Origin of the sequence: Fibrobacter sp. UWB7, assembly GCF_900142945.1 — a bacterium.
GTDB lineage: Bacteria > Fibrobacterota > Fibrobacteria > Fibrobacterales > Fibrobacteraceae > Fibrobacter.
Genome location: NZ_FRCO01000005.1, coordinates 150,523 through 163,359 on the forward strand (window position 1 = coordinate 150,523; position 12,837 = coordinate 163,359).

9 protein-coding genes are annotated in these 12,837 nt (G+C 50.4%); 8 read left to right on the top strand and 1 reads right to left on the bottom strand.

What is annotated here, in order from left to right; translation table 11 throughout:
• Window positions 1-9 precede the first annotated feature (9 nt).
• A complete protein-coding gene (gene dacB / locus BUC30_RS13200) occupies window positions 10-2,160 on the top strand; it encodes a D-alanyl-D-alanine carboxypeptidase/D-alanyl-D-alanine endopeptidase (RefSeq protein WP_073425376.1) in 2,151 nt (716 codons plus the stop codon).
• On the opposite strand, the gene BUC30_RS13205 is transcribed toward dacB, so the two are convergent.
• Window positions 2,157-2,624: a hypothetical protein gene (locus BUC30_RS13205; RefSeq protein WP_073425377.1), complete on the bottom strand. Its 468-nt coding sequence runs from the start codon at window positions 2,622-2,624 to the stop codon at window positions 2,157-2,159. The two genes, dacB and BUC30_RS13205, sit on opposite strands and share 4 nt — an antisense overlap.
• Window positions 2,625-2,835: 211 nt before the next feature.
• On the opposite strand from BUC30_RS13205, the gene BUC30_RS13210 reads away from it, so the two are divergent.
• From BUC30_RS13210 to BUC30_RS13240, 7 genes are all read left to right on the top strand, one after another.
• Window positions 2,836-4,119 carry an adenylosuccinate synthase gene (locus BUC30_RS13210; RefSeq protein WP_072829615.1) on the top strand — a complete coding sequence of 428 codons (1,284 nt, stop codon included), beginning with the start codon at window positions 2,836-2,838 and terminating at the stop codon, window positions 4,117-4,119.
• Between the two features lie 20 nt (window positions 4,120-4,139).
• Window positions 4,140-4,850, top strand: a complete 711-nt coding sequence (locus BUC30_RS13215; RefSeq protein ID WP_073425379.1) for a Crp/Fnr family transcriptional regulator — start codon at window positions 4,140-4,142, stop codon at window positions 4,848-4,850.
• 15 nt (window positions 4,851-4,865) lie between these two features.
• Window positions 4,866-5,627: a PASTA domain-containing protein gene (locus tag BUC30_RS13220; protein WP_073425380.1), complete on the top strand. Its 762-nt coding sequence runs from the start codon at window positions 4,866-4,868 to the stop codon at window positions 5,625-5,627.
• Between the two features lie 20 nt (window positions 5,628-5,647).
• Window positions 5,648-7,567 carry a tetratricopeptide repeat protein gene (locus tag BUC30_RS13225; protein WP_073425382.1) on the top strand — a complete coding sequence of 640 codons (1,920 nt, stop codon included), beginning with the start codon at window positions 5,648-5,650 and terminating at the stop codon, window positions 7,565-7,567.
• Window positions 7,568-7,573: 6 nt separating this feature from the next.
• Window positions 7,574-8,347: a hypothetical protein gene (locus BUC30_RS13230; RefSeq protein WP_073425384.1), complete on the top strand. Its 774-nt coding sequence runs from the start codon at window positions 7,574-7,576 to the stop codon at window positions 8,345-8,347.
• Between the two features lie 145 nt (window positions 8,348-8,492).
• Window positions 8,493-11,882 (top strand): hypothetical protein, encoded by a 3,390-nt coding sequence (locus BUC30_RS13235; protein ID WP_073425385.1) that lies wholly within the window; start codon window positions 8,493-8,495, stop codon window positions 11,880-11,882.
• Between the two features lie 32 nt (window positions 11,883-11,914).
• Window positions 11,915-12,793 carry a formylglycine-generating enzyme family protein gene (locus BUC30_RS13240; RefSeq protein WP_073425387.1) on the top strand — a complete coding sequence of 293 codons (879 nt, stop codon included), beginning with the start codon at window positions 11,915-11,917 and terminating at the stop codon, window positions 12,791-12,793.
• Window positions 12,794-12,837 lie beyond the last annotated feature (44 nt).

Consider the following 12,837-nt stretch of genomic DNA (forward strand, 5'->3'; position numbering starts at 1 on the left):
TTCTAGCCAATGAAAAAGTTGTTTAAAGTTACTTCTTTGCTGTTGCCTTTTTTGGCGTCGTCGTTGTTTGCTCACGTGAACGTGGCTTCCTATAAAAGTTACGTTGATTCGCTTTTGCCGGGATCGCGTTTTGGAATGTCGTTGCGCTCTGTGAAAATGGGCAAGGAAATCGGCAACGTGAATGGCAATGAGTTCTTCACGCCGGCAAGTACGCTCAAGACTTTGACAACGGCAGCCGCGATTCATTTTTTGCCTCTCGATTACGAACCGAAAACTGAAATGACTGTGCTTGGCGATGTCAATGCCAAAAGGCACACGCTGACGGGCTCGCTAAAAATCCGTGGCGAGGGCGACCCGAACATTTCGGCGAGATATTACGACGATCCTTTTTATGTCTTGAATAACATGGCGGATTCCATCCGTGCGATGGGCATTGACACGATTGTCGGGCGGATTGACTTGGATACGAGTTATTACACTGGTCCGTGGAAAGCCGAAAATTGGCGTAGAAACTTTTATGATTCCTGGTATGGGGCTGAAATTGGTCCGCTAGGTTTTAACGACAACTGCGTGACGATTCGTTTTTGGCCGGGATACTTCCGTGGCGATACGGCGGTAGTTTCGATACAGCCCGATGTGGGCTACGTCAAGGTTGTAAACAACTTAAAGACGGTTAAAGGCCTCAAGAAAAAGTGGGTGTATGCGATTGATCCGGACAAGTCTATCATTACGCTCGGCGGGACGATCGGCGAAGATATTGATTCTGCAAGTATGGTGCTCCCGATCCGCAACCCGATTGGATATTTCAGAGCAGCGTTCATGTACGCGCTTAAGAACCGTGGCGTTGTCTTTAAAGAAGATACAACGATTGCTTCCAATACTGAACTGAAAAAGTTCTCGTATTCGGCGGCGCCTCTCTTGAGTATCCTTGACGAAATCAATCAGCGCAGCCAGAACTTCCATGCCGAAACTCTATTGAGAAATCTCGGGGCGCAAATTGCAGGCGAGGGCAGTGTTGAAGGCGGTCGCAAGGCGGAACGCAGGTTCCTCCAGGATATGGGCATTAAGCCGTCTGATTTTGATGTTTGGGATGGCAGTGGACTTTCCCCCGAAAATAAGGTGAAGCCCTCGACGGTCGCGAGATTGCTGGCGAAGATGGCGCGTCATCCGAAACACGAATACTACATCAATAGTTTTGCAAGTCCAGGTGTAGGTTCCGGTGCAAAGCGCATGATCGATTTTGAAGCCCCGTGGCTCACGCGATTCAAGACGGGCTATATCGCAGAAGTTCATGCGTTGGTCGGCTACATCTACACGATGGATGGCGATACGCTTGCCGCAACGATGTACTTGAACGGCACGAATACCAATCCTGATTACAAGAGCAAGGATGTTCTTGATACACTTTGGATGCGCCTTATCAATTACACGAATAATAATAACAATTCGCTTTTGAAAATGAAAACGCTTTGGCTCGATGCCCAAGGCATAAGCGGGCTCAACAAGCGTTTGGACCACTTCTCCAGAATACTGATTGGGACGCCTTATAAGTTAGGCCCGATGGGCGAAGGCCATTTGGACACGGTGGAAGATAAGCCGCTAGTTTATCTGGACTCTGTCGATTGCGTGACGTACTTGGAACATGTTGTTGCCCTTGCGATGGCCAAGAGCGAAAAGTCTCTGTATCGCCAGTTGCAACGCCTCCGCTACAAAGGTGGCAAGGTGAGTTACCTCAATCGCAAACACTACCTGCTCGACGACTGGATTGGCGAAGGCAAGTATGCCAAGGTCATCCCGATGGAAAATGAAGTTTCTGTCGAACGCACGATGCCCAAGAGGGAATTCTTCAGCAACCATAACCTGAAATACACGGGCAAGGAAACGCCTGTCACTGTGCGCTACATGCCTTTGGACAAGGCGATTGAAATGGCGAAGAAAACGTACAAGGGTGCAATGAAGGTTCTTGGCGTGGGAATTGTCGGAACGTCGGACAAGATTGACCTTACGCACACGGGATTTGTAATTTTCAATCCGGGGCAAAAGCCGATACTGCGCCATGCGTCATCGCAAAGGAAGCTGGTTGTCGAAGTCCCGCTCGCCGAATACTTGCAGACCCGTAAAGTTCCTGGCGTCACGTTCTTCAAGTTTATACAGCACTAAAGCAACGAATCTAGCGCGACGATGGCCACAAGGCTGTAGTCGCCTTTTTTGTCTTCTGGCGCGGTAGCTTCGTCGAATGCGTTGTTTTCAAAAATTGTCCATGCGTCGGGTGCCCATCCGTAGGCGTTCATCGTGAGTTCGTTGCCCATCGCAATTTCGGCGGCTTCGACCTCTTCCCACTTGATATTCCCGGTTGGCGCCTTGTAGTAGCGCAACATGCCAATGCTGTCCATCATCTCGGGATAGTTGTCCACAAGCTCGTAAACGCAGTCCTTGTAGCTCTTGCCGCTCACGCGCACGACTTCGAACGTTCTGTTGTCCTGAAGGAACTTGGAAAGGTCGCCGTGGTGCATCTCGATTTTGGCATTCTTGCCAAAGAATGTTGTGAGTTCGCGGAAAACGTCAGAATCTTCTTCGAGGAGTGGCGCAAGTCTCTTAATTTGCGATGTGATATCTTCAGGCATGGCCTAAAGATAAGAAATTTGTATTTTACGGAAGCACGCAAAAGTAAAACGCCTTGATTTGACCTCGTTTTTAGGGGTAAATTGTGGGCTAATTTTGGGCGTAAAGTTCGCTTTTTATGGTTGCTCTTACTATCTTTATGGCGAAAAAGGGCTCCAGGGAAGTACCTTGGGGAAACCGTTTCGGTTGTCAAAGAAATAAAACGAAGGATTTATGGCAAATCGTGTTGTTATCGGCTCCCAGTGGGGCGACGAAGGAAAAGCCAAGGTTGTAGATTTCTTAACGCTCGATGCAGATATCATCGTGCGTTTCCAGGGCGGCGCTAACGCCGGTCACACTGTGGAAGTTGGCGACAAGAAGTTCGTCTTCCACCTTATTCCCTCGGGCATTATGCACCCGGACAAGATTTGCGTCATCGGTAACGGCGTCGTGCTCGATCCGATCCAGACTCTGAACGAAATTGCAGACCTCCACACGAAGGGCATCAACCCGGAAGGTCGTCTATTCATCGCTAACAACGCACACGTCGTGCTCCCGTACCACTCCACCTTGGACAAGGCTAAGGAAAAGAAGGCAGGCAAGGCCGCTATCGGTACTACGGGTCGCGGTATCGGTCCGTGCTATAGCGACAAGGTGAACCGCATTGGTGTCCGCGTGGGCGACCTCATGGACGAACGCGAACTCCGTCCGCGCGTCGAAGCCATGGCCAAGGTCCACAACGAAGAATTCAAGGTGATGTACGATGTTCCGGAAATCGATCCGGAAGTGGTCATCAAGGACTACCTCGAACTCGGTCAGAAGATCAAGCCGTTCGTTGCCGACGTGAGCGAAATGCTCTACAAGGCTTTGAAGGAAAACAAGCGCCTCGTGTTCGAAGGTGCTCAGGGCACTATCCTCGACGTTGACCAGGGTACCTACCCGTTCGTGACCTCCAGCAACACGGTTGCCGGTTACGCTAGCTGCGGCGCAGGCATTGGCCCCACGGCTATCAATCAGGTTGTCGGTGTCGTCAAGGCTTACACGACCCGCGTGGGTAACGGTCCGTTCCCGACGGAACTTTTGGACGAAACGGGCGACACGCTCCGCAAGATCGGTAACGAATACGGTGCAACGACCGGTCGTAACCGCCGCTGCGGTTGGTTCGACGCTCCGGTGGTCCGTAAGGCTGCCATGGTGAATGGCCTCACGCACCTCGCTATCACCAAGCTCGACGTGCTCGACACGTTCGACACTATCAAGATTTGCACTCACTACGAATGTGATGGTGAAAAGATCGAAAACTTCCCGAACCAGCTTTCCAAGGTCGGACGTTGCGTGCCGGTTTACGAAGAAATGCCGGGTTGGAAGTGCGATACGACCAAGTGCCGCAAGCTCGAAGAATTGCCGGCTAACGCTCGCAAGTATCTCGACCGCATGGCTGAACTCGTTGGCGTGAAGATCGGTATGATCTCTATCGGTGCTAAGCGCGACCAGAGCATCGTCGTTGATCTCGACTAAAATAAAAAGGGGAAAATAGAATGGATACATCCACAGTTGATTTGTTGAAGGGCGTCGAGCTCTTCTCGGAATTGAACGAAGAACAGTTAGGGATGATTGCCAATCTGGTAATCGTCAAGAACTACAATCGTGATGAGACTGTGGTCCTGGAGGGTGACGATTCGGTACAAGCTCTGTACCTTATCGCCATGGGCTCCGTGCAAGTCTACATGACTGGCATCGATGGACGTGAAACCATTTTGTCTTTCCTTGAACGCGGGGACTTTTTCGGGGAAATGTCGCTGATTGACGGCGAACCCCGATCCGCCTCCGTCCGTACGGTGACTGATGCTAAACTGCTCGTCATCCACCGTGAATCTTTCTTAAGCCTTATCCGCAAGACTCCCGAAATCGCCATGGCGCTCATGAGCGAACTTTGCAAGAGACTTCGTAAGGCGAATAAGCAGATTGGCTCCTTGTCGACCATGTCTGTTTCTGGCCGTGTGGCAGGAACGCTCCTCAACTTGATGCAAGAACGCGGCGTCCGTATCCATACAGACAACGGAAACATGGTGACTGTTATTCACAATCGTCCGACGCAGCAGCAGCTTGCAGACATGTCCGGAACGACGCGTGAAACAGTGAGCCGTATTTGTTCTTTGCTGGTAAGGGCAAACGCCATTGCCATGACCGGCAAGGATATCGTCATCTTTGACGAAGATGCTCTTCAAGAAAAAGCTACTAAGGGCTAAGCCCAAGAATTTGTTATGAATAAAATAAAGTCGCTTTGGAACAAGGTTAGACAAACCGCCATTTTCAAGGCTTTCGTCATTTGGATTGTTGTTGTCATCGCGCTTGTCTTTATGGTCGATAAGCTTTTGATGCCTGCATTTGCAGGTGCTTTCGCCAGTACGGGCACGGTGCCGAACCTTGAAGGTCTCTCGGAAAAAGCGGCTGAATCCGCATTGACTCAGGCGGGCTTTAAGGTCGAATGGATCAAGGAAGGCCGTTACAGTTCCCAGGTGCCTGCGGGCATGGTGCTTGTGCAGATGCCCAAAGCTGGCCGCACGGCAAAAATCGGCCGTACAGTGAGACTCACAAAGAGCCTCGGGCTCCGTAAGGTGATTATCCCGGATTTACGCGGCAAGAGCCAAAATCAGGCGGACATTTCTCTTGCCCGTGCAGGGCTTGTCAACGGCGGTACCATCCAGGGCGCTCACCAGAGCATTCCGCGTGGTGCTGTAATCCGCACGATTCCGCTTGCTGGCGATACGGTTCGCGTGGGCGATACGGTAAAGGTCGTGATTTCGGCTGGCGCTACGACCGGTAGAGTTTTGCTCCCCAATTTTGAAGGCATCTTGATGGACGAGGTTTATCCGCAAATGGATAGGCTTGGTTTCAAGGTGGGTTCCGTAAAGCGTCAGAAGAGTGAAGATGGTGCACGTCCTGGTTCTGTTCTTGAAACGTCTCCGAAGTATGGGGACTATCTCAAGCCGGGTTCGCGCGTGAACTTTATTATTGCTGACTAGAGCAGTTTTGGGAGTCTTTGATGCGTCATGTTTTTTTGTCTTGGGTGCTTTCTTTGGGAATGGCGGCTTTGTGCGCCTGTAGCTCTGCACCTGCAAAAAAACAGAACGATGTTGCTGCCCCTACTACGCTTACGCCTGCTGATTCTGCCCTTATTAAAAAGGCTGTCGAGGCTAAAGCCGAAAAGCCCAAGGTCGAAGTGGACCTTGAAGCGGCTCATGAATTTTTCTTCCTTGCCAAAAATATGGAAATGCGTGGCGACCAGCGCCAAGCGGATTTCTTCTGGAAGCAGGCTTACAAGGCTGATCCGACAAGCCGTTATTTGGGCTTTGGTGTGGCAGAACGCCTGGTGGCTGCGGGTGAAGATTCTTTAGCTCTTGTCGAAGCTAAAAAAGCGTCTCAGCTCAAGGGCAAGCGCACTGCTGCACAGTATGCGTTGCTCGCTCGACTCTATGTCAAAACGGGTGAAGCCGATTCTTGCCGCAAGTATTTTGTGATGGGCTTGGATTCCTCGCACTATCAGGACATGGCTCTCCTTTATGACTACAGCCTGTTCCTCGAAGCGGTCCGTGACGAGAAAGAACTTGTCCGCGTTTATGATTTGCTCTTGCCGAAGGTCAATTACATTTCGACATTGTTCCAGCGTCAGCTTTCGCTCCTTTTGGATTTGGGTCGCGATTCTGCTGTTGTTGAACTTTTCGGTAAAGCTCACGAGGCAACTGGCGATAAGCAGATGCTTTTGCAGAAAGTGCGCGGTCTCATGGCGATGAAGCGCTTCAAGGAAGCTGTCGCCGTTGTCGATACGCTCACGAGCGCAAAGCCCGAAGACGAAGAAATGACCATCATGGTGCTCCCTTCCATGACAGGTGATAGCGCGTATGCTTTTGCACGGAAGAAATATTATGACGATGGCGTCAAGACGCCTGCGGTGCTTTGCTTTATCGGTCAGTATGAATACGATGTTGGCATGATGGATAGCGCAAAAGTTCACTTGCTTGCTTCCGTCGATAAGTTGCAAGGACAGCCGAAATATGCAAACCGTGCGTTCCTTGGTCTTGTGAACATCTTTGCAAGCGAACTGAATTACGCCGAGGCTATCAAGTACGCCGAAAAGTCCGATTCTGTATCGAACGGCGATACGCGAATGTTGCTTGCTTCTGTGTATGCGCTTGCGGACAAGTTTGACAAGGCATTCCCTTTGCTCGATTCCCTCAAGAAATTCTGGGAAAACTGGAAACCGCTCCCCGGCGTTGTGGATTCCACGAATCTCGTGCAGCTGAAGAACGAAGCTCAGCTCAAGTATTTGCAGGTGCTCGACATCTATTCGAGAGCGCTTATCGGTGAAGCTCTGGACCTCGAAAAGGACTTGAAAGCCGATTCCGCTAAAAAGGCTCATGCCTTGGATAATCGCACACGTGCCGAAGCCATGCTCGAAACGTTCTTTGCAAAAGATTCTTCGTACAGCCGTGTTCGTCTTTCGATGGCGATGAACTTGGAACGCCTCAAGCGTTATGATGAATCTTTCCGCCAGTTTGAATTCTTGCTCAAGCTTAATGAATTTAGCCCGCGTGAAAGAGCTTCGACGCTCAACTACTACGGTTATTCGCTTATTGAAATAAACCGCACGCCTGCTGAAGTCGAAAAGGGCTACAAGCTTGTGCTCGAAGCGCTCGCTCTTGAAAAAGACGGTGATTCTAAGGACGCTTACTTGGATTCCAAGGCTTGGGGGCTGTACCGCCTGGGCCGTTATGATGAAGCATATCAGACGATGCAGCTGATCGATAGCAAGAAGATGAGCCGAGATGATGTTTTCTGGGAACACATGGCTGGAATTCAGGAAGCTCTTGGCTTGAAAAAGGAAGCTCGTAAGTCTTACAAGAGATTGCAGAAGCTCAATCCCAAACACCCTGCCGTGCTGAAGTTCTTTGGCAAAAAGAAGTAGGTTTTTATGACCTTGGCTAGATTCGGCGCCTTTTTGCGGGGACTCTTTTTCCTTTTGTTGATTGCTTTGTCTTTGACGGGGTGTACTGGCGGCCGTCAGGCTGCGGCGAAAGTTACAGAGAGCGCCGAGGCTCCCGTTGATAGCTTGAAGGCTATTTTTTCGCTCACCATTTATGCACCAGACGGAAAGACTCAGGATTTGGATGCTGTGCTCTTTTCTGTTCCGAACAAGCGCTATCGCATGGAACTCACGGGTTCCCTCGGCATTGGCGTAGCCTCGCTTTTGTGGCTCGAATCGGGCTGGCAGATGGTTTTCCCGACTGAAAAAATGTACATGAATGGCGCCGGTTACATGGTCGGGCTCATGACGGATCCGTCGCTCCCGCTTGTGCATATCCATCAGGTGGCCGGACTCTTTGAAGGTCGCGTGATTCCCGAAGGTCTCGAAGAAATTTCCGTGCGCGATTCCGCGAGCTCTGATTCCGCTGTTATAAAAATTCACGAAGCCCGAGATGCCATGACTCGCCATTATATCTACGCCGAAAAAGATGGCGAAATTCTCTGGCTCGAAACGCTTGGCCGTGACGGCAAAACAGAACGGTTAAACATTGAAGAATATAAAGAATTCTCCGGTGTGAAAACGCCTTCGAAAATTTCCTTTGTCCGTGAATCGGAACAATTCCTCGAACTCCGCGTAAAGCGCGTATCCCGTGGCAAATCGTTTGGCTCCGGTACATGGCGCCTGAATATCCCGCGAAGCTACCAGCGCATCGGCGGGTAGCCCAAATAATTGCCTTTTTGTCATGTAGGCGAGCGCGCTTGTGTTGATAAACTTGGTTTAATATATTTTAAAACAGTTGCTTTTGTTTATCTAATTCTTGAAAACCGCTCCCGTCCAGGATTGGCTTTTTTTGTAAATTATAATCATGAAGTTAAATGCCAAGTTTTTTGCATTGTTTTTAGGGGTCCTCTCGTTTGCATCTCTCGTGCAGGCGGCGGACACTCTCGAAGTCTTTGTGCTGCGTGTGCAGCTTAAGGAAGAGTCTCCGAACAACTCGCTCACGACGGGTACGGGGCTTTTTGATTCCGATACGGCGACGTTCGATTTGGATCCGTCGGGGAGCCGCGGAAAAATCCCGTACTGGAAAAAGCATCTGGATTTTGCGAACGCTTATTACAAAGCGGTAAGCGGTGGTGAGCTTGTCATCAAGTCGAGGGTGTTCCCCGAAGACGGCAAGGCATACAAGCTTGACAAGCCGATGATTGACTACAATCGCACTCAGAAGATGAAGGGCGAAAAGACGGCGGAGTACGATGAAGCCCGCAGTCGCGACTACTTGCAGTTCGTTTACGATGCCGTGATGGCAGCTCACAAGTCTGATGATTCCCCGTTCAATATTCCGCTTTCGAAAAACTCGAATACAAAACGCGCGTTCATGATTGCACACGCAGGGGCTAGCCGCCTTGTGGATGGTGGTAGCATGGGCACAAAGGGCGCCAATACGCCGGGCGACTTCTTGGACATTTATATCTCGCAATCGGACTGGATTTATTTGCCCGATACGCTTTCGGGTGTCGTGATTGACAAGGTTGATTCCTTGAACAACGGCATTGTGTTGAAGGGCGCTGCGATTGACACGCTCAAGTCGATGATGGTGGTCAGTGAAACGGCTTCGCAGGATGGACTCAACTGGGGCATTAACGGTATTGTCGTGAACCAGATTGGTCGCGAACTCGGGATGCCGAACACGTACGACGTGATCAAGGGCATCTCCCGCTTGGGCTATTTCGATATGATGGACTTTGCAGGCTACAATGCGGGTAACGGATTCTTCCCGGTGCTGCCTGCGGCTTGGGAACGCGTTTACATGGGCTGGTCTAAGGTCAAGGAAGTGCGTCCGACGGCGGGTCATCCGGTGTCGGTTGATATTGCGGCGGCGGGTAGCGGTCTCGGTACAGAAATCGTGAAGGTCGCTCTGAGCGCAAACGAATACATCCTGATTGAAAATCGTCAGCGTTCCTGGAATAAGGACGGTATGGTCACTGTTTATCGTGGCGAAGCTGTGCAGAACGACGATGTCGATTCAATTTTGGTTTCTGTCGATAGCTTGCATCTCGTGTTTGAGGACAGTGTTTGCACCAAAGGCAAATGCAAGCGCAATACAAAGAAGGCGAAGGGCTTGATTCTTGGCGTGAGCAGCTTTGATGCGGCGCTCCCGGCAAGTGGTATTGCCGTTTGGAAAGTCAATGACTGGTATTTGAGGCAGTCTCTCCAATATGGGACCGCTAATCTTTGGGGTGGTGAACAATATCGCGACCACCAATACGGTCTTTCTCTTGTAGAATCGGATGGCGTTCTGAGCATCGGCAAGACGTTCAAGAATGCGATTGGCGAAGATTCTTACGATTACGGTAGCGGCACGGACCTGCTCCCGCATTTGCGTTTTGCAAAGGATAAGAAGTTTGATACTGTCAAGACGATTCTCCCGACAGGCTATGCCAATACGGCTACGACGCAGGGCGGTCATACGGGCATCAAGATTACGGTAGATGTGCCGAAGAATGCCCGCATCGAAAAGACTTCGAATGCGTTTATGGGCGATAGCGTCAAGAGTTTTGCATCTCCGGTGATTCGTGTGACAATTAGCGTCGATGACGGCAGCATCGAAAATTCGAAGTTCCCGAAGAATGTTGGTCTTGCAAACGCTGTGCGCGGTGCGGTGTTCGTCAATTACGAAGATGATGAGACGGGCAAGGCGATTGTGTTTGCTTCCGAAGACGGAACGCTCCAGGCGATGAACGCCCTTGGCGATACGCTCTTCATGGCTGATACGGTGATGACGCAAACGTCGCTCACCCGCAATGAGGCTAAGAGCGAAATTCCGTTGTACCGCGTAGCTTCTGGCGATGGTCCGCTGGTCGGGATTGCAAGCGATGGTAATTATGTGTATAGCTTGCATGAACACGCTTTGGTCCGCACGAAGTTCCTTACGGGAATGATCCCGCAGAGAGACGTGTTGAAGATTTCAGACAAGGCGATGGCAGGTCCGTTGGTTTATAATGGTAATGTCTGGTTTGTAACGGATTCCAAGCTTGCTTATGCTCGCGAAAACAAGGATGGCGTGTTTGGCAGTGGCGGAAGTTTTGATTTGTACAACGGGTTTAAGCCGCAGGATATGGCTGTGTGCAAGAACAAGGACGAGTCGGAAGACAACCTTGTTGTTGTTGGCGAAGATGGACGTTGGCTCTCGACGAATATAAAGGAACAGACTGGTAAATCACCGAAGTCCATAGCTGTTGTTGGTAAGTCATTGCGCGAAGGTGAACATTTCAAGGTCGCTTGCACAGACTTGGATAGGGACGGAAAACTGGAACCGATTTTTGTCGGCAGCCGTGGACATGTCCGAGCAAATCTTCTGGATGGTGGGGACGAAATCTGGGCTCGTGAATACAAGCGTGGTTCCCGTGGTACAAGCGGTCTCAAGGACGAAACGTCTGGTATCGCTCTTGGCGACATCAATGGCGACGGCTATCCGGAAATCGTGTTCCTCGGCGATAACCTTGTTTACGCACTTGACCGCTTTGGCATCCCTATTGACGGATTCCCGGTAACGATTAATCGCGGTACGCCTATCGTCGGATTCCATAGCGACCCGATTCTTGTCGATGTTACGGGTGACAAGATTCCTGAAATTCTCGTGCCTTCAAGCGATGGCCTTGTGTACGCTTACACGGGCAAGGGCAAGCGCGTTTCTGAACGCTTCCCAATTGCAGCGGGCAGTTACGAAGCGATTGATTCGCTCTCGCAGCTTGTTCCGATGAGCATTTATGTGACCGATGCCGTGAAGGATTCCAAGGGACCTGAGCTTTATGCATTCCACAGAAACAACGTGACGGCGTTCCGCCTGGATAAGGCTGCTAACGGTGCTGAAAAGGCTGCCGCTGCATGGGCGCTCCCGGCAGGTGGCAACGAACGTACTGGATTCTTCGATGCTTCCAAGCTTGGCGATGTCAGTGCTTCAAAGGCAAAAGACGAAATCACAGATTTCTTCATTTTCCCGAACCCAGTTCGCGGCGGTGATGCAAAGGTGCGTTTGGAACTCGGTGCAAAACCGCAGTCCATCAAGCTGGAACTGTACGATATCACGGGCTTGTGCGTGTTCAAGACGAACATCCCGGACGGTGTGGCGGGCAAGAATCAAGCCTATCTCGACTTGCGTAATCTCGGCAGTGATGTCTATACGGCGCGCCTGAAAGTCAAGTTCGAAAGTGGCAAGACTAAGCAGAAAATTTACCGCGTAGGTGTTGTCCGCTAGCGGAAACGTCGTGGATGAAAGGGGGCGTGACTATGAATCGTAAACTTTATCTGTTGCTGCCGTTTGCTTTATTAACGCTTCATGCGTGTACAGCAAGCGGCGACCCCGTTGAAGGGAATGCCGAGTTCCCAAACGATGGCGGTAAAGCGTCTAGTTCCGATTCCAAGTCCTCGTCAAGTGCGGTGGAACCTGACGTTAACTCCGATATCTTTGGATTGTTTGATTGGGTGAAAATCCCTAAATCTTCTATTACCCGTGGCGTGAATTCCTTTGGCGTCAATGCTTTTAGCATGGCGACAACCGAAGTGACCCAAAAGGTCTATAAATTTGTCATGGATGAACTGCCCAAACAGTCCAAGGAAGGCGATAAGCGCGCGGTTTCCAATGTGAACTGGTTCCATGCAGCACTTTTCTGCAATGCGTTCTCGAAACTTGCCGGGCTTGATACGGCTTACGTTTACAAGTCCGTTATCGGGGATTCAGTCTTAGTTGATTTGACTATTGATTACTCTGCAATTGCTGTTAGGCTCCCGACCGAAAACGAATGGGAAATTGCAGCCCGTGGTGGCACGACTACGACTTATTATTGGGATGTCGATGTTGCCTCCAAGTACGCCTATTATGGACAAACTTCCGGTCCTGACGAAGTGGCGAAAAAATTGCCGAATGAATTTGGTCTCTACGATATGGCAGGTAACGTTGCCGAATGGGTAAATGACTGGTATGACGCTTATCCTAAAAAACAAAGCGACAATTATACGGGTCCGGAATCGGGCGATTACCGCATTGTGCGTGGTGGCGGCTGGTCGGACAAGGTAACCGTACTTGCTCCGAAGGAACGTGAAAAACATGACCCTGCTCTTTCCAAGGCTACCCTTGGCTTTAGACTGGTCTATTCTACCGGTTTTTAAAGTAACGTTCCTTTAGCCTTGTCTGAAATTTTTTAGATTATTGG